The 18,185-nt window shown below is 56.0% G+C and carries 18 protein-coding genes; 8 read left to right on the top strand and 10 right to left on the bottom strand.

Annotation, left to right across the window (positions count from 1 at the left end; genetic code table 11):
• Positions 1-37: 37 nt before the first annotated feature.
• Positions 38-1,837: a cation:proton antiporter gene (locus tag SIB88_RS18275; RefSeq protein WP_068517253.1), complete on the bottom strand. Its 1,800-nt coding sequence runs from the start codon at positions 1,835-1,837 to the stop codon at positions 38-40.
• Positions 1,838-2,050: 213 nt separating this feature from the next.
• Positions 2,051-3,004, bottom strand: coding sequence for a 4-hydroxybenzoate octaprenyltransferase (ubiA, locus tag SIB88_RS18270; protein ID WP_101248142.1), 954 nt, complete (start codon positions 3,002-3,004; stop codon positions 2,051-2,053).
• Between the two features lie 73 nt (positions 3,005-3,077).
• On the opposite strand from ubiA, the gene SIB88_RS18265 reads away from it, so the two are divergent.
• Entirely contained in the window at positions 3,078-3,878 is an 801-nt protein-coding gene (locus SIB88_RS18265; protein ID WP_412558748.1) for a 16S rRNA (uracil(1498)-N(3))-methyltransferase, read from the top strand.
• 11 nt (positions 3,879-3,889) lie between these two features.
• On the top strand, positions 3,890-5,260 hold the full coding sequence (locus SIB88_RS18260; protein WP_068517251.1) for a glutamate--cysteine ligase: 1,371 nt from the start codon (positions 3,890-3,892) through the stop codon (positions 5,258-5,260).
• 81 nt (positions 5,261-5,341) lie between these two features.
• Here SIB88_RS18260 and glpD read toward each other — a convergent pair whose 3' ends face one another.
• The 5 genes from glpD to phnD form a co-directional block, all read right to left on the bottom strand.
• Positions 5,342-6,862 carry a glycerol-3-phosphate dehydrogenase gene (gene glpD, locus SIB88_RS18255; RefSeq protein ID WP_412558747.1) on the bottom strand — a complete coding sequence of 507 codons (1,521 nt, stop codon included), beginning with the start codon at positions 6,860-6,862 and terminating at the stop codon, positions 5,342-5,344.
• Position 6,863: 1 nt separating this feature from the next.
• A complete protein-coding gene (gene phnE / locus SIB88_RS18250) occupies positions 6,864-7,688 on the bottom strand; it encodes a phosphonate ABC transporter, permease protein PhnE (protein ID WP_068517249.1) in 825 nt (274 codons plus the stop codon).
• Positions 7,682-8,488, bottom strand: a complete 807-nt coding sequence (gene phnE / locus SIB88_RS18245; RefSeq protein WP_068517248.1) for a phosphonate ABC transporter, permease protein PhnE — start codon at positions 8,486-8,488, stop codon at positions 7,682-7,684. Before phnE (SIB88_RS18245) ends, phnE (SIB88_RS18250) begins: the two co-directional genes overlap by 7 nt.
• The gene (phnC, locus tag SIB88_RS18240; protein WP_068517247.1) at positions 8,485-9,282 is read right to left on the bottom strand and encodes a phosphonate ABC transporter ATP-binding protein; all 798 of its coding nucleotides are present in this window, start codon (positions 9,280-9,282) and stop codon (positions 8,485-8,487) included. The genes phnE (SIB88_RS18245) and phnC overlap by 4 nt, the downstream gene beginning before the upstream one ends.
• A gap of 85 nt (positions 9,283-9,367) precedes the next feature.
• Complete coding sequence (gene phnD / locus SIB88_RS18235; protein WP_228194372.1) at positions 9,368-10,336, bottom strand: phosphate/phosphite/phosphonate ABC transporter substrate-binding protein; 969 nt, start codon at positions 10,334-10,336, stop codon at positions 9,368-9,370.
• A 228-nt stretch (positions 10,337-10,564) separates the two neighbouring features.
• Here phnD and SIB88_RS18230 point away from each other — a divergent pair, with 228 nt between their 5' ends.
• Both SIB88_RS18230 and fumC read left to right on the top strand, forming a co-directional pair.
• Entirely contained in the window at positions 10,565-11,368 is an 804-nt protein-coding gene (locus SIB88_RS18230; RefSeq protein WP_412558746.1) for a DeoR/GlpR family DNA-binding transcription regulator, read from the top strand.
• A 160-nt stretch (positions 11,369-11,528) separates the two neighbouring features.
• Entirely contained in the window at positions 11,529-12,920 is a 1,392-nt protein-coding gene (gene fumC, locus SIB88_RS18225) for a class II fumarate hydratase (protein ID WP_341653010.1), read from the top strand.
• A gap of 74 nt (positions 12,921-12,994) precedes the next feature.
• Here the strand turns inward: fumC and SIB88_RS18220 are convergent, their stop codons facing one another.
• Complete coding sequence (locus SIB88_RS18220; RefSeq protein WP_181848986.1) at positions 12,995-13,495, bottom strand: DUF2867 domain-containing protein; 501 nt, start codon at positions 13,493-13,495, stop codon at positions 12,995-12,997.
• A gap of 59 nt (positions 13,496-13,554) precedes the next feature.
• Between SIB88_RS18220 and SIB88_RS18215 the strand changes: the two genes are divergently transcribed.
• The 4 genes from SIB88_RS18215 (at position 13,555) to SIB88_RS18200 (ending at position 16,039) form a co-directional block, all read left to right on the top strand.
• Complete coding sequence (locus SIB88_RS18215; protein WP_412559386.1) at positions 13,555-14,073, top strand: DUF2946 family protein; 519 nt, start codon at positions 13,555-13,557, stop codon at positions 14,071-14,073.
• 67 nt (positions 14,074-14,140) lie between these two features.
• Entirely contained in the window at positions 14,141-14,698 is a 558-nt protein-coding gene (locus SIB88_RS18210) for a copper chaperone PCu(A)C (protein WP_412558745.1), read from the top strand.
• Positions 14,699-14,810: 112 nt separating this feature from the next.
• On the top strand, positions 14,811-15,314 hold the full coding sequence (locus SIB88_RS18205; RefSeq protein WP_068517240.1) for a cupin domain-containing protein: 504 nt from the start codon (positions 14,811-14,813) through the stop codon (positions 15,312-15,314).
• A gap of 77 nt (positions 15,315-15,391) precedes the next feature.
• A complete protein-coding gene (locus SIB88_RS18200) occupies positions 15,392-16,039 on the top strand; it encodes a LysE family translocator (RefSeq protein ID WP_412558744.1) in 648 nt (215 codons plus the stop codon).
• A gap of 136 nt (positions 16,040-16,175) precedes the next feature.
• Here SIB88_RS18200 and SIB88_RS18195 read toward each other — a convergent pair whose 3' ends face one another.
• Together SIB88_RS18195 and dppD are read right to left on the bottom strand one after the other, a co-directional pair.
• The gene (locus SIB88_RS18195) at positions 16,176-17,171 is read right to left on the bottom strand and encodes a dipeptide ABC transporter ATP-binding protein (protein ID WP_412558743.1); all 996 of its coding nucleotides are present in this window, start codon (positions 17,169-17,171) and stop codon (positions 16,176-16,178) included.
• Complete coding sequence (dppD, locus tag SIB88_RS18190) at positions 17,171-18,184, bottom strand: dipeptide ABC transporter ATP-binding protein (protein ID WP_412558742.1); 1,014 nt, start codon at positions 18,182-18,184, stop codon at positions 17,171-17,173. The genes SIB88_RS18195 and dppD overlap by 1 nt, the downstream gene beginning before the upstream one ends.
• Position 18,185 lies beyond the last annotated feature (1 nt).

The raw sequence follows: 18,185 nt of genomic DNA, 5'->3' as shown, positions 1-18,185 counted from the left end.
GGAGTAACGGCTTTGCCGATCTTGGGCAAGCAGTTCTTCATGATGCGGTTTCGGTTTCAGCCATCCCGAGATACAGGATCACGTCACGCGGTTTGGCTTTGGGAATTTCGGTTCCCAGAAACAGCTGGTTGCCGCGCACCATGGCAAGAACGGTCGGCGCTTCGTCATGCAGGGCAATAAAATCATCCCAGCCAAAGCTGTCGGTGAACCGTGTCTGACGGACGGAAACGCCGCTGCGATAATCATAGCGGATGTCATCGGTGGTCAGCGGCTTGGCACATAGCGGCAATCCGCCAAGTGTCTGGCTGGCGCTATGACGGCTGCGATCATCCGACCCGCGATGAATGCCGGTCTGGAAGACCGAGCGTCGCCCGAATTCCGGGGCGAAGTCGGTGCAAACCAGCGTGTTATAGGCATCATTGTCGGTGGCCGCGATCAGTTTGCCCAATGCGCTGGTATCAAGGTGATGTTCAAACACCTCTGACAGGACTTCACCGTAAAATGTCGTCAGGCCCGCTTCACGTGCCGGGCGTAAGGCGTGCCAGCGTGAATCGGTCACCACGACCGGAATATCAAGTTCATCAAGGCGGGTGGCCAGATCAATTGTCCATTGATGCGCACCGACAATCAGAACGCCGGGCGGACCATTGACCGCAAGATCAAGATAACGGGCCATCGGCCGGATCGAAAATCCGTGCAGAACCACGGTTGAAAACACCATGGCAAAGGCAAGCGGGATCAGAAGCGCCCCATCGGCATACCCAAGATGGACAAGCTCGGCGCCAAAAAGACCGGAAACGGCAACCGCGACAATCCCGCGCGGTGCGATCCAGCCGACCAGCAACCGTTCACGCCATTCAATCTTCGAAAAACTGAGCGCGCCAATGATCGAAACCGGACGCACAATCAACAACATTGCCGCCACAAACAGGCCATGCCCCAGGGTCAGTTCTTCGACCATCGACCATTTCAGGGTGGCGGTCAGAATGATAAAGACGCTTGAAACAAGAATGACCGTCAGGGTTTCCTTGAACCGGCGGATTTCATCAATCGCCATCAGATGGGCGTTGCCGATGACAAGACCAAGAACAGTCACGGCCAAAAGACCGGTTTCCTCCTGAACGATATTGGCCCCGGCAAAACAGGTCAGCAACACGCCCAAAACCAGCGGCGCCTTGAGAAATTCCGGTATCCAGCCCCGGCGAAACACCTGGGCTGTGCAAATGCCGGCAATCAGGCCGATGGCAATGGCGACAAGGATGTTAAAGGCCAGATGGCCGATCACACCACTTAGTCCGTTGCCATGTTCGGTGGCGACGATGATTTCATAGACCAAAACGGCAAACAGCGCCCCGATCGGGTCATTGACGATGCCTTCCCATTTCAGAAGTGTGCTGGGATGTTTGGCCAGACGGGCATGACGCAACAGCGGGGCAATCACGGTCGGCCCGGTCACAATCATGATGCCGCCAAACAGGGCTGCAACCGGCCAGCTCAGCCCGGCCAGATAATGGGCGGCAAAAGCACCAAGCAACCATGCCAGAAGCGGCGCAATCGTCGTCAGGCGCAATATGCCGCTGACACTGTGGCGCAATTCACGGAAATCAAGTGCCAGACCGCCTTCAAACAGGATCACGGCGACGGCAACCGCAACAAGGGGCTGCAATAGCGGACCAAAATCGGCAACCGGATCAAGAAGCCCGGTCCCCGGTCCAAGAATAAGCCCAAGTGCAGACAGCAACACAATGGCCGGCACACCTGCGCGCCAGGCAAACCACTGTGCGCCAACGCCAGCCAGGATCAAGCTTGCAATCATCAAGGCAATCGGTGCGGCCATCTATGCGCCTCTGTTGTTGGTATCAGTTAATCGAAAAAGGTTTCAGACAGATGGTGTCTGGTTTCCAAAAACCTATAGGGCGCGTTCAATTCAATTGGCTGAAATTGCACAAAAACTTTCGATCCGGTCGCGCCCGATCATCCCGCAGGCAAACGCCCACAGTTTTCATAGCATCTTTTGACAGTGTGCAATCCTTACAAACCTGTGACGCTATCACGCAGCAGCAATCAGATGCGAAAGAACGATGGCGACAAGAACCAGAAGTCCATAGTCGCGATTTGATTTGAAACGCCGCAGGCAATTGGCCGCATCATCGAGTTTGACGGTGGCAACCTGCCAGCCAAGATGAATGCCCGCCAGACCCAGCAAGATGAAATAGGACCAGTGCAGATCGGCCAGCATCCCGGAAATGCCCAGCAACAGCGTGGTCAGGGTATAGAAACCCTTGGCCCATTTCGGGGTATCATCCCCCAGGCGCAGGGCAAGGGATTTAAGGCCGATCTTGGCATCATCATCCTTGTCTTGATGGGCATAGATGGTGTCATAGCCAAGCGTCCAGAAAAAGCCCGCCGCATACATGGCAATCGCAGCCGGTTCGACCGTGCCGGTAACCGCCGCCCAGCCCACCAGCGCACCCCAGTTAAACGCAAGTCCCAGAACAGATTGCGGCCAGTAGGTGTATCGTTTCATGAACGGATAAACGATGATGATCGGGATCGAACACAGCCCGACAATGATCGCTTCAATCCGGAATTGCACCAGAATGGCCAGGCCCAGCAACATCATGAACCCAAGAAACAGCAAGGCCTGCCAGACCTTGACCTGACCGCTGGGAAGCGGACGGGTGATGGTACGTTCGACCTTGCCGTCAAAATTGCGATCGGCCAGATCATTGATGACACAGCCCGCACCACGCATAATCACCGCGCCAAGCCCGAACAGGGCCATCATGATCACGATCTGTTTGGCATCGACGCCCGGTGTGATGCCGCCTGCCATGGCTGTTGACCACCAGCACGGCAATAACAGAAGCCAGGTGCCGATCGGGCGATCAAGACGCAGCAGCTTGAGATACGGCCGTATGGGCACGGGCATATAGCGGTCAATCCAACCATCTGCCGGCATGTCGTTTTTGGTATTCTGTATTGGTTGGTTGACCTGTGTCATAATTGGCCTATCTAACGATTTAATCTTATAAAATCCCGGCGCGACCATTGCCCGGGCATCTTTGGGGACATCCATGACCGCAGACGCCACCCGCGCCCGTCAACGCCTTTTCGTTCACGATCCTATCACGGCCGGTTGCGAGATCGAACTTGCTCCTGAACAGTCTCATTACCTTGAACATGTGATGCGTCTCAAGCCCGGAACGCCTGTTAAGATTTTTAACGGTCTGGATGGCGAGTGGCTAGGCACGATCAGCGAACTTCGCAAAAAGAAGGGGCGCATCACCGCAGAGACCCGATTGCGTGCACAGGGGACCGAAACCGGACCGACTCTTGTTTTTGCACCGATCAAAAAGCAGCGGCTTGATTTCCTGATTGAAAAATCGGTGGAGCTGGGTGTCGGAAAACTTCAACCCATCATCACCCAGCATGGCATCACCGACAAGGTGCGCCTTGACCGGTTGCAGGCACAGGTGATCGAGGCCGCCGAACAATGCGAACGCCTGACTGTGCCAGAAATTGCCGCCCCGGTACGGTTGCTTGACTGGGTCGCAAACGGTGCTGAAAATCACCATGTTCTGTTCTGTGACGAAACAGGAACCGGGTCACCAATTGGTGAAGTGTTAAGTCAGCTATTGGCAAAGGGCGCTGGCTCGGTTATCGACAATACCAATGTTGTTAACCATGCACTCGTGATTGGACCTGAAGGCGGCTTTAGCGCCGACGAACTTGAACGTATCCGCAAACAGCCTTTTGCAACTCCTGTCAGTCTCGGCCCGCGCATCCTGCGTGCCGAAACAGCGGCAATTGCTGCATTGGCGGTATTTCAGGATCGCATCGGCGATTGGTCGCACCGGCCAGTTACGAGAGATTAGGGGAAGCCCTTATGACTGTCAGCGCCTCCACTGGCGACAGCCCGGTTATTGAAAACCGGCGCCAGCTTGTCGAATGGTTTGAGTCCGGTTGTAAACCGAAAAGTGACTGGGCCATCGGCACCGAACACGAAAAATTCGCCTTCACCCGCGATGATCTTCGCCCGATCCCCTATGAGGGGGAGCGCGGTGTCAAAACCCTGCTTAATGCCCTTGCCGAACGCTATGACTGGGAACCGATCATCGAGAACGGCAATGTCATCGCCCTGACCAAGGACAAATGTTCTGTGTCGCTTGAACCGGGCGGTCAGATCGAATTGTCGGGTGCCCCGCTTAAGAATATTCACCAGACCTGTGGTGAAGTTCATACCCATCTTCATGAATTGCGCGAAATTTGCGGTGATCTTGGCATTGACATGCTTGGTGTTGGTCATCAGCCGAAATGGTCGCGCGAAGATACCCCCTGGATGCCCAAAGGGCGTTACGGGATCATGCGCGACTATATGCCAAAGGTCGGCAAGCTTGGCCTTGATATGATGCTTCGGACCTCGACCATTCAGGTCAATCTGGATTTCAGTTCGGAAGCCGACATGGTCAAGAAGTTCAGAACGTCATTGGCGCTTCAGCCGGTTGCGACCGCGCTGTTTGCCGCATCCCCGTTCGTCGATGGCAAGCCAAGCGGTTTCCTGTCGTCGCGATCCAATGTCTGGACCGATACTGACCCGGATCGTTGCGGCATGTTGCCATTCGTGTTCGAAGACGGTTTCGGCTTTGAACGTTATGTCGACTATATGCTTGATGTGCCGATGTATTTTGTCTATCGCGACGGCAAATACATCAATGCGGCAGGCAAGTCGTTCCGTGACTTCATGAATGGCAAACTTGATGTTGTTCCGGGCGAACGTCCGACCATGAATGACTGGTCCGATCACATGACCACGGCTTTCCCGGAAGTGCGCCTTAAGAAGTTTCTGGAAATGCGCGGGGCCGATGGTGGTCCGTGGAAACGCATTTGTGCCTTGCCGGCTCTTTGGGTCGGGCTTCTTTATGATGATGCGGCCCTTGATGCTGCCTGGGAACTGGTCAAGGACCTGTCGGTTGAGGAACGCGAAGCCCTTCGCAATGATGTGCCGCGCACGGCCCTTGCCACCAGGTTCAAGAATGGCACGGTGCAGGACCTGTCGAAGGATGTTCTGGCGGTTGCCAGACAGGGGCTTCAGGCGCGTGGCCGCATGGATGGCTATGGCGATGATGAAAGCCACTTCCTTGACAGTCTTGACGACGTCGCCCAAAGCGGCCGGACTCTGGCCGAGGAATTTCTTGATAAATACGAAACCGAATGGAACGGGTCGGTCGATCCGCTCTTTAAGGAATACGCCTATTAAGGGCATCGCGATCCCGTATCGGCAAAAAAAGGGCAGTGAAATCACTGCCCTTTTTCATGTGTCGATTGTCGATACGACGGCTTACTGTGCAGCCTGACCAAGTCGGGCTTGGGTGGCAAACCAATGATGGACAGCATCGATCTGATCAGGCTGCATCCCGAGACCAAGCTTGGTTCTGCGCCACAGGACGTCGTCTGCGTCACAGGCCCATTCATTGGCAATCAGGTAGTGCAGTTCAGCTTCATACAGGTTTGGGGCAACCTGTTGACCCAATTGCGCCACTGACGTGGCAGTACCCAGAACTGTTCTGATTGCGGTGCCATAACAGCGTGCAAGGCGTTCAAGCAGCGGTTGGGGCAACCAGTCAAACTCTGCGCGAAGATCACCCAGGAAACGGTCATAGTCGCCATCTGCCATATCCCCGCCGGGCAGGGTTGCCGATGCGGTCCAGTCGGGGGCCTTGTTGCCAAGGACCGGGGCCAGCTTTTGCATCGCATGTTCGGCAAGCCTGCGATATGTCGTGATCTTTCCGCCGTAAATCGACAGGATGGCAGGCGCGGTGCCCCCAGTGCCAGTATCAAGATCAAACACATAGTCGCGGGTCACGGCAGATGCATTGGCATTCTTGTCGTCATAAAGCGGCCGGACCCCGGAATAATCCCAGACAACATCATCGCGTGTCAGCGGCGTTGCCAGATAGCCATTGACCAGATCAAGCAGGTAATCGACTTCCTGATCGCTGATCTTTACCTGTGCCGGATCCCCGTCATAGGGCACATCGGTCGTGCCGATCAGGCTGTAATCGCGCTGATAGGGGATGGCAAAGGCAATGCGGCCATCGTCATTCTGGAAGATATAGCAATGGTCATGGTCATGGATGCGCGGCACGATGATATGGCTGCCCTTGACCAGTCGAAGACCGGCGGCCTTGTCGCCAAGACCGGCATTTTCCACCATCTGCGTTACCCATGGTCCCGCCGCATTGACAATCGCGCGCGCCTTGACGGTGCGTTGCGATCCGTCGGCCTGCGCCAGTTCGGCCGTCCAGTGGTCAATCTGGCGCGACAGGCTTGTGCATTTGGTGCGCGTGCAGATTTCGGCACCGCGCGCCATGGCATCCTGCGCATTGAGAACCACCAGACGGGCATCATCAACCCAGCAATCCGAATAGGAAAAGGCACGGGTGAATTGCGGCTTTAACGGGCTGCCTTCCGGGGTTCCGGGCAGTGACAGGGCCTTTGAGCCGGGCAGTCGTTTGCGTTTCGCCAGATGGTCATACAGAAACAGACCGGCACGCAGCATCCATTGCGGGCGCAAACCCTTGTGATGGGGCAGAACGAATGTCAAAGGCCAGATGATATGCGGGGCAGCAGCCAGAAGAACTTCGCGTTCCTGAAGGGCTTCACGCACCAGACGGAACTCGTAATGTTCCAGATATCGCAGGCCGCCATGAATGAGTTTGGTCGAAGAAGAAGAGGTGGCCGAGGCAAGGTCGCGCTGTTCGACCAGAAGAACAGAAAGTCCGCGACCGGCGGCATCACGTGCAATACCTGCACCATTGATGCCGCCGCCTACGACCAGAAGGTCGTATGTTTTATCCACGTCAGATCACCTTTTTACGCAGGTAAGCTGAAATGGCCTCGCCAATAATCACCAGACCGATGATCGCCAGAAGAATGGTGGCAACCGTCTGCCAGGCAAAGGTGTCAATCGCCCCCTGAAGGATGATCCCGATGCCGCCAGCACCGACCAGACCCAGAACCGTACTTTCACGCAGGTTGATGTCCCAGCGCAGAATGGAGACGGCAAAGAAGGTCGGCATGACTTGCGGAATGATGCCATAGATCAGAATCTTGAAGCGCGACGCGCCAACAGATTCCAGGGCTTCGATCGGTGCGCGGTCGATTTCCTCGATCGCTTCGCCCAGCAATTTGCCAAGGAAACCAAGAGACCGGAAAATGATTGCCAGAATACCGGCAAGCACACCGGGGCCGAACACCGCCACAAACAGCAATGCCCAGATGATGGTGTTAACCGAACGCGACGACACCAGAATGAACCGGCCAAGCCACAGTGTGAAGCGGTTCGGCGTGGTGTTCTGGGCGGCGATCAGGGCAATCGGCAAGGACAGGAACACTGCAAAGAATGTCGCAATCGTTGCGATATTGACGGTTTCAAGCAGCGTCCAGGCAATGTCTTTCCAGCCGTCCAGCGATGGCGGGAACATACGTGCAAACAGATCGCCCATCTGTTCGGGCGCATCCCAAAGCCACGGCCAGATGATGTTGATGGTCGAAAGTGACCAGACAACAGCCAGTGCAACCAGTGCCATGACACCATAGCGGCGCCAGCGTTCCTTGGTTGTGTAACGTGACCATTCGCGATGGGCGATTGCGTCCGGTCCGGTAGGTTGAGTGGTGGCTACCATAGGTTCCTCCTGATCCGGCCGCTGATGGCCTCGCTGACAAGGATCACACCAATGATGCAAAGGGTGATGGCCAGCGCAAAGTCATAGTCATATCGGCCAAACGCATTCAGAAGCGTCGATCCGATGCCGCCAGCACCGACAATGCCGACAATCGCCGACGCACGCAGGTTGCTATCAAGCTGATAGATCGAAAGACCGATCTGACGGGGCATGATTTGCGGAATGACGGCATAAAGCAGGGTGACAAAGGTCGCCCCGCCCGCAGCACGGATGGCTTCGACCTGTCCCCAGTCGATTTCCTCGATCCGTTCGGCCAGCATTTTGGCGACAAAACCGATGGAATAGACCGTCAGGGTCAGGATACCGGCAAGCGGGCCGAAACCGACTGCTTTGACAAACAGGATGGCGACAATGACCGGGTGGAAGGAACGGGCAACGATGATCACGCCACGCCCGATGGTATAAAGCCATTTCGGTGCGATGTTCGATGCCGATGCAAAGGCAATCGGAACGCTCAGTGCCAGACCCAGAAGGGTCGAGACAATGGCGATCTTGATGCTTTCCATAAAGCCGTCAAACAGCAACTCGCCACGGATGAAGCTTGGCGGGAAGGCACCCTTGAAAATGCGAATGGCGCGCGGAACACCATCCTGGATACGGTCCCAGTCAAAGGGCAGGCTGGTCATAGCCCACCAGACATAGGCCACAGTCGCGATCAGAAGACCCCAGCGCAACACAGGGTTGGCAATAAAGGGTGGCTTCTTCCATGTGCGGCCCGTTGATTGAACGGTGCTGCTCATCGTGCTGCTACCTCGCGCAGGTGGGTGTTGCTTTCGGCACCACCGCGTTCTTCGGCCGGAACACCGGCATAGATTTCATCCATCGCGTCATTGTTCAGATCGGTCGGTTCGCCGTCGAAAATGATGCGGCCAAACCGCATGCCGACGATGCGCTGGGTATATTCCTTGGCTTCGTTGACGTTATGGATGTTGATCAGAACCGGCAGATGCAGCTCGGACGCCAGGGCGCGCAGCAGTTCCATGATCTGGCGCGACGTTTTCGGATCAAGCGACGCGGTCGGTTCGTCGGCCAGCAGGATTTCTGGTTCCTGCATCAGGGCGCGGACAACGCCAACACGCTGACGTTCGCCGCCGGAAAGTTCGTCGGCGCGTTTGTCTGCATAATGGGCGATCCCGACACGTTCCATCAGATGAAATGCACGGTCGATGTCTTCTTGCGGATATTTGCGGGTCACGGCACGCCAGGCCGGAAGATAGCCAAGGCGCCCGGATTGAACATTTTCCATGACCGTCAGGCGGTCAATAAGGTTAAAGCCCTGGAACACCATGCCGATACGGCGGCGCGCCAGACGCAGCGCCTTTCCTTCAAGCTTGGTCAGTTCGGTGCCATTGAGTTCGATGGAGCCCGATGATGGCTCAACAAGGCGGTTGATACAGCGCAGAAGGGTACTTTTACCCGCCCCGGATGCGCCAATGATCGAAACCACGCTTTCGCCAGGTACTTCAAGGTTCAGGTTCTTCAACACTGCCTTTTCGTCGCCATAGCGTTTTACAAGTTCTTTGATACGCAGCATTGCGTTACCCCGGTTTGAATGGGAGACGACACAGGGCCACGGCAAGCCGGGCCCTGTGATGTTTTCGTCAATTGATTGAGGTGAATTACTTCAGGTTGTCCGGGGTGTATTTGACACCGTTGGCAGCCTGGATTTCACGAATGACGGCCCAGTCTTCCTGATAGGTGACCGGCAGGAACTTCGACACACCCTTGAATTCTTCACCAAGGGCGGTGCCCTTCATGTCGAAGGTAAAGAAGGCTTCCTTGATCTTTTCGATCAGTTCCGGCTTCAGGTTATAGGCATAGTTGAACGAAGTGGTCGGGAACGGCTTGCTTTCGTAGATGATCTTGACTTCTTTGGGATCATAAAGGTCGCGCTGGGCCATACGTTCGACAACTTCGGAGGCAACCGGGGCTGCGTCATAGTCACCGGCGACAACACCGAGGATCGACTGATCGTGGGAACCGGAATAGACGACTTCGTAATCCTGTTCCGGAACAATGCCCTGACCCGGAAGAAGGGCGCGCGGTGCCAGGTTGCCCGAGTTCGAGGTCGGCGAAGTGTGGGCAACACGCTTGCCTTTCAGGTCGGCCGGGGTGTTGATGCCGCTGTCAACGCGGGTGTAAAGCTGAAGTGTGTAACCGAAACGACCATCATCGCCACCCATCAGGGCGAACGGAACCGCACCGGCAAGGTTGACGGCAAACGGGGTCGGACCGGTCGAGAAGCCGGCAACATGCAGACGGCCGGAACGCATGGCTTCGACTTCGGCCGAGTTCGACTGAACCGCAAAGAAGTGAACGTCCTTGCCGGTTACTTTTTCAAGATGCTCAAGGAACGGCTCCCAGATGTCGGCATAAACGGCCGGGTCTTCGACCGGGGTATATGCAAAGACAAGGGTGTCGGGATCAACAAGCTGATCGGCGGGCGGTGCATCGGCAACCAGATCGCCATCCATGTCGCAATAAATCGGATCAAGATCGCCACGCGCGATGCAGTCGTCAGCCGCAGCTGCCGGGCTGGCGGCGAAGCCAAACATACCAACCGCAGCAAGCAGTGTGGTGAGTTTCAAAACGTCAGTTTTTTTCGGATGTGAAAACACGGCTACCGAACCTTTCTTCCCTGTGAACGCTGGATTTCAGCCATTTGTGATGTGGTTTTGTTGGTTTTATTGTTGCTTTTAACAACATTATGGGTTCGGAAAAGTTGAGAAATCAACATAAAACTGTAACAAAAGATTTCAGCAGAGGTTGCTAGAATGCCTGTATCATCATGAAAGCCGCCAATATTCAAAGGGGATATGGCTTTGCGTTTGGGAAAAAAAGAACGCCAACAACGCATTCTCCATGAACTTCAGGTTCACCCGCATGTGAGAGTTGCCACATTGGCCGAGCGATTCGACGTGGCGACCGAAACAATTCGCCGCGATCTTGATGCGCTCAGCAATGAAGGCCTGATCAAGCGCGAGTTTGGCGGGGCATCGGCCCGGCCGATGGGCCATCAACCCGATCTGGCCGAACGCCAGTTATCGGCCGTTGCCGGGTTTGAACGGATTGGCATGCTGGCCGCCGATATGGTGCGTTCAGGCGATGTTGCGATGATCGATGCCGGATCAACCGTGCCACAGATCGCCCCGTTTCTTGCAGCACGGCGCAGCCCCTTGCCCCGGACCTTTTTGACCAATTGCTATGCGGTCGTGCAGGGCATGGCTGATCTTTGCGATTATGATGACGTCCTGATGTGCCCGGGTCAGTATGACCGGCGTGAAAATGCGGTTTACGGAACGGATACGGTCGAATATCTGCGCCGTTTTCATGCCAATATCGCCTTTATCGGGGCATCCGGCGTATCGCGCCAGGGATTTAGCGACGTCAACCGTCGCGCTGTCGCGGTCAAACGCGCCATGATGGAACGGTCAGACGAAACCTGGCTGATGGTGGATCATACCAAGTTCGATCAGCGCTATCTTGAAAATGTCGCACCACTCGAAGATCTGACGGGGATCATAACCGACCGTGCCCCGGCCCCGGAAATCGCATCCCAGCTTGAACGGGCCGGCATCAGATTGCTGGCCTGGCAGGAACAGATGGAAAAGGCGGGCTAGGCCGATCGGGCAATAAATGCAAACAAATCTTATTTGCATTTGCCTTTGGGCATGTTCCGAACCATATTTCTGGGCGACGTCCCGCGTTGAAGCGCACGGGATTGTTGCACCGGGTTTCCCGCCCCGGTCAGTTTGACGTCTGACACGGAGGATATCTATCGTGACTACAACAGTGACCACCCGTACTGAACAGGACACCATGGGCGAAATCGAGGTGCCCGCAGACCGGTATTGGGGGGCGCAAACCCAGCGTTCAAAACAGAATTTCCGCATTGGTGGCGAACGGATGCCCGATGCCCTGATCAAGGCGTTCGGCATTCAGAAGCTGGCAGCAGCGCGTGCCAATGCTGCCCTTGGCAATCTTGACCCGGAACTGGCCAAGGCGATCGAGGCCGCGGCACTCGAAGTTGCCGATGGCAAATTGCTCGATCATTTTCCGCTGGTTGTCTGGCAGACCGGGTCGGGTACCCAGACCAACATGAATACCAACGAGGTGATCGCCAACCGTGCGTGTGAAATCCTTGGCAAACCGATGGGCATGCGCGATCCGGTTCATCCCAATGATCACGTCAATCGCGGGCAATCCTCCAATGACAGTTTCCCGGCTGCGATGCATATCGCCGCGGTGGTGGAAATTGAACGGGCGCTGAAACCGGCCCTGAAACATCTGAAACAGGCGCTTGATGACAAGGTCGCGGCCTTTGCCGATATTGTCAAAATCGGCCGAACCCATATGCAGGACGCCGTCCCGCTGACACTGGGACAGGAATTTTCCGGTTATGCGGCGCAAATCGAACTGGGGCTGGAACGGGTTGAAGATGCGCTGAAACGGCTGCGCAAACTGGCCCAGGGCGGGACTGCTCTTGGCACTGGTTTGAACGCGCCCAAGGGCTTTGACGTTGAATTTGCCAAACAGGTTTCCGAGATTACCGGACTTGATTTTTCAACCGCTGAAAACAAGTTCGAGGCCCTGGCTGCACATGATGCCTGTGTTGAAATGTCTGGTGTCATGAATGTGCTGGCCGCATCCCTGATGAAGATCGGCAACGATATTCGTTTGCTGGGATCGGGGCCGCGCTGTGGTCTTGGCGAATTGATCCTGCCGGCCAACGAGCCCGGATCATCCATCATGCCGGGCAAGGTGAACCCGACCCAGGCCGAAGCATTGACCATGGTCTGCGCACAGGTGATGGGCAACCACGTCGCCGTGACAGTTGGCGGTTCGAACGGGCATCTTGATCTTAATGTGTTCAAGCCGGTGATCATTTATAACCTGCTGCAATCGGTGCGCCTGATTGCCGATGCGTCGGTCAGTTTTGCTGATAATTGTGTGGCCGGGCTTGAAGCCGATCAGGAAAAGATCGACCATTATGTCGAACAAAGCCTGATGCTGGTAACCGCACTGGCCCCGCATATCGGATATGATAATGCGGCGGCCGTTGCCAAAAAGGCCCACAAGGATCGCAGCAGTCTTAAGGAAGCCTGCATGGCGCTTGGTTTCCTTGACGGGGAAAAGTTCGATGAACTGGTTCAGGCCCGCGACATGATCTGATCACGCTGATCCGATCCATTCCGATTTTCCAAGGCCGGGCACTGTTTGTCCGGCCTTTTGCGTGCCCGAACAAGTTATCTGCTGCCATAGGCAGCATTCAGCATCGCCGGCACAATCAGGTTGTGAAACGGCAGGACCGCCGCAAGATAGATCCGCCCAAGGGTATTGTTGCGCCGGACAAGTGTGATGCTGCGGACAAGGGTGCGATTGCGTTCCAGTGCTTCGGTCTCGAACACAATGCGGAAATTCAGATGATGGTCATCCAGACCAAGGATGACGCAGTCATCTGTTTCCGAGATCACCGGAAACACGCCGATCGTATCGACCTTGGTCATGGCGGCGGTATCAAGATCGGTCTTCAGTCCAAGCGGCCTGACAATGGCGTTTCGCAGTGCCAGCAGATGATAATACCAGCGCGGTGCCGAATTGATGACGTGACGGGCGGCTTCACGGGCGCCAAGCCCGGGCTTGTCGACCGTAATGACAAATGAATCCCCCCAGTCTGCATCTTTAAGGGCGCGGTGGGGCAGTTTGACGGGGCGGGCACTTGCATTGGTGCTGGCGGGGTGGTGCATCGCGGGACTCCCGGTGGGGCGACAGGATCGCATCATCATCGCAAGATGTGATCTTGGCAATGATCAATGTCATTGCAGGTGATGATGAATTCGGGCATATCAACCAGATGATCTCAATCCGGCGCCATACCCGTCATGATCGGGGACCATCCATTACCCGCGTTTTGCAAACGTGGCTGATGGCGTTTGTGATCCTGCTTGCCGGGGTTACCCAGTCCGGTTTGATCCCGGCCTTGCTTGGCGGACAGGCAACCGGAATTGCCCGGGCCAGCGCGGCTGATGTGTTTCCGGGTGGTGATGTTCTTCTGATCTGTACGCCAAACGGCATCAAGTCGGTGACTGTGGCCGACGGGGATGTCGGACACGCGTCGGCCCCCGACGGGATACCGTCACCCGCAGGACATGCATTTTGTTCGCTTTGCGCGACCCATCACGGGGCGGTGGTTGCGGTCGAAATGCCCGATATTGCCCCGGTTGCCGTTGTTCATGATGTCCGCTTTGCCGCGGCAAATGGCGTGGCCACCGGGCATGAATGGCCACGCATCCGTCATTCGCGCGCCCCGCCAGCCGTTATCTGATTTTCAATTCCCGCTCAATTGATGAAATCGGACCCGCATGTGGCGGGCAAAAGACGGATGAATTTTCATGAAAAAGCTGTTTGCTGTTCTGGCGACTTTGGCGTCGCTGTTTGTTGTGACCAACGCCTTTGCGGCTGATATCGAAATCAAGGATGCCTGGGCAAAGGCATCCCTTGGACAGGTGCGCAATGGCGCGGCCTTTTTGACGGTTGTGAACCATGGTGGTGCGGACCGCATCATTGGTGTACGCAGTAACCTTGCCGATAAAACCGAACTGCACACCCATATCATGGCCAACAATGTCATGAAGATGCGCCAGGTCGAAGGCGGCATTGACGTGCCGATGCATGGCGAAGTTCTTTTCAAACCGGGCAGCTATCACGTGATGATGATGGGCCTGAAAAAGCCGCTTGAACAGGGCGAGATGGTTCAGGTGACGCTGGAATTTGAAAAGGCCGGTGACATTCCGGTGATGATCCATGTGATGGATGCCATGGCCAAGGGCCCGGCAGGCATGGATCACGGCCAAATGGATCACGGCCAAATGGATCACGGGCAAATGGATCACAACCAGATGGAACATGGTCAAAAGGACCATGGCGGCATGAACCACAACGCCAACTGATCGGGTCCGTATCCTCGGATCGGCACTACTATTTTGCGGGGGAAGGTTTGCGCCTTCTCCCGTTTTTCGTCATGATGGGAAAAACAATCGCGCCGGTCAGAGGGAGCCCGTCATGTCAGAAAACATCACCATCGACGATCTGATTACCAAACTCGGCCTGCAACCCCATCCCGAAGGCGGATATTACACCGAAACGTTTCGCGCCTTTGAAACATGCAATCCGGGGAACCGTTATCTCGGCGTACGCAGCACCGGTACCGCGATATACTATTTGCTGACACCCGATACCTTTTCGGGGATGCATATTCTGACCAGCAACGAGATCTTCCACCATTATCTGGGCGATGCGGTTGAACAGCTTCAGCTGTTTGATGACGGCACCCACAAACAGGTTGAAATCGGCAAGGACCTTCTGGCCGGGCAAAAACCGCAAGTGGTCGTGCCCAAGAATGTCTGGCAAGGGGCGCGTCTGAAACCGGGCGGGAAATATGCCTTGTTGGGATGCACAGTCGCGCCGGGATTTGATTTTGCCGATTTCTCCATGGGCAAACGCGCCGCGCTGACCGCCAAATGGCCTGCGGCGGCGGACATGATTGCGGCATTGACGCGCGACTGATTTTCGGGCGAAATCACACGGTCACCCAAACGGGACGTATTTACGCAATATGATCCCGCCTTACAGGATTTTGCCCCATGCAGTTCGATACCTGGCTTTTATTTGCCGGGGCTGCGATCGCCTTGGCGATGGCCCCGGGACCAAACAATCTTCTGGCGATGTTTAATGGTGCGCGTTTTGGTGTCTCGTCCGCTGCAATCGGGGGAATCGGGCGTATTGTCGCCTTTGCACTGATGATTGCCATTACCGCGACCGGACTTGGTGTCATTCTTGCGGCCAGTGAAACCACATTCTTTGTGATCAAATGGGTCGGGGCGGTTTATCTGGTATGGCTTGGTGTCAAAAGCTGGCTTGCCAAGGTCAATGATACCGACGAAACCGATGGCCAGATGGTGCTTATGACCAATCCCGGGGCGCTCAATCTGGCGCGCACGGAATTCATCACGGCAATTGGCAATCCCAAGGCCATCCTGATCTTTACGGCCTTCTTCCCGCAATTTCTCGATCCGGCTGTGGCTTACGGGCCGCAATTTGCCGTGATGGGCACGACCTTTATTGCGATGGAAACGACTGTTTTGCTGGCCTATGGCCTGATTGGCGGCCAGGTCAAAGGTCTGATCCGGTCGGCAACCCATATGCGGATGCTCAATCGGGTGTCGGGAACGCTTCTGGTGGGGGCCGGTGTGCTTTTGGCCTTTACCGACCGGACGCGCTCAGCCGCCTAGTCAAAGGGCGGACTGCCCGCAAAATGGCGCGCCGCATTCAATCCGTTTTTCATGCAGAAATGCGCAGGGGCGCAGCTCGTTAAAGCGCGCCCCCTTGCTCCCTTGTCTACCCGGACATCCGGGTGATCGCCTGTTCTCAGGCGATTTCTTCGACCCGATGGCATGCCACCTCGCGGCCTTCGAATGAACGCAGTTCGGGACGAACTTTTGCGCATTCCTCGGTCGCAAACGGGCAGCGTTTATGGAACGCACAGCCCGAAGGCGGGTTGATCGGCGAAGGCAATTCACCGGTAAGCGGTTCTGCCTTTACACGATGTGCCGGGTCGATCTTCGGTGCCGATGCCAGAAGCGCCCGTGTATAGGGGTGCAGCGGCTTGGCAAAGATTTCTTCGGTCGGTCCTTTTTCAGCGACGCGCCCGAGATACATCACCATGACGTCATCTGCAATATGTCTGACGACAGAAAGATCATGCGAAATGAATACATATGCGACATTCATCTCTTCCTGAAGGTCCATCATCAGGTTGAGAACCTGTGCCTGGACCGACACATCAAGGGCCGAAACCGGTTCATCGGCAACGATGACTTTCGGTTCAAGAATAAGCGCACGGGCAATGGCGATACGCTGACGCTGCCCGCCCGAGAACATGTGCGGATAACGCTGATAGAATTCGGGGCGCAGGCCGACCTTGGCCATGGTTTCGCGCACACGTTCTTCGCGTTCCTTGCGGCCCAGCTGATCCATGTTCAGCAAAACCGGCTCGGCCAGGATCTGACCGACCTTTTTGCGCGGGTTCAGCGACCCGTAAGGGTTCTGGAAAATCATCTGAACCGTGCGACGGAACAGTTTGGCTTCCTTGTCCGACAGGTTGCCGACCGTGTTGCCGTTGATTTTCAGTTCGCCGGCACTTGGCTGTTCGATCAGGGTCAACTGACGGCCAAGGGTCGATTTGCCGCAACCCGATTCACCAACAACCGCAAGGGTCTTCTGGGCTTCGAGCGTGAAGGATACGCCATCAAGCGCCTTGACCGTGGCATTGGGTTTGCCAAAGCCGCGATTGACGTCGTAATGGCGGACAAGATTATCGGATTCCAGAAGCGGAACACCGGGTTTGGTTTCCAGAAAGCTCATTATACATTCTCCCCGGTGGCCATATCGGCAGTCAGGCCGGTGGGCCGGCCCTGATCATTTAGCGGATAGAAGCAGCGGACATCGCGCCCGTTGAAGTCACGGACTTCCGGACGGGCGGTGATGCAGCTTTCATTGGCGTAGCGGCAACGCGGTGCCAGAAGACAGCCCGTCGGGCGGTCATACTGACCCGGTACCACGCCGGGGATGGTGCGCAGGCGGTCATGGCCTTCTGAACGTTCCGGCAATGCTTCGAGCAGCGCCTGCGTATAGGGATGACGCGGGGCGGCAAAGATGCTGTCGGCCGGGCCGCTTTCAAACAGCTGACCGGCATACATGACCTGAATGCGGTTGGCAGCTTCCGACACCAGTGCCAGATCATGGGTGATCAGGATCAGCCCCATGTCACTGTCTTCCTGAAGCTTGAGAAGAAGATCAATGATCTGGGCCTGAATGGTGACATCAAGCGCCGTGGTCGGTTCATCGGCAATCAGAAGGCGCGGCTTGCAGGCAATCGCCATGGCAATGACGATACGCTGGCTCATGCCACCCGACAGCTGATGCGGATAGGCGGTCATACGCGACTTCGGATCGGGAATGCCAACCTGATTAAGAAGTTCGAGTGTGCGTTCGCGACGCTGCTTCTTGGTGCCGCCTTCATGGACCTTGAGGGCCTCCATGATCTGGGCTTCGACCGTGAAGCACGGGTTAAGCGCCGACATCGGATCCTGAAAGATCATGGCGATGTCTTTGCCGGTGATTTCACGACGACGCTTGGCGGGCATGCCCAGAAGATCCTGACCATCAAAGGTCAGGGCATCTGCGGTGACACGCCCGGGGAAGTCGATCAGGCCCATAACGGCCAGGGACGATACCGATTTACCGGAACCCGATTCACCGACAATGCCAAGGACTTCGCCGCGATCGACGGAATAGCTTACTGAGTCAACAGCGCGAAACGGCTTGTCTTCGGAGCCGAACTCGACTGTCAGGTTTTTTACTTCGAGAAGAGCCATG

The organism is Thalassospira sp. MIT121401, from assembly GCF_047125595.1.
Taxonomy (GTDB): domain Bacteria; phylum Pseudomonadota; class Alphaproteobacteria; order Rhodospirillales; family Thalassospiraceae; genus Thalassospira; species Thalassospira povalilytica.
Note: the sequence above shows the minus strand (reverse complement) of the source record. Positions and strands in the feature narration are given on the sequence as shown.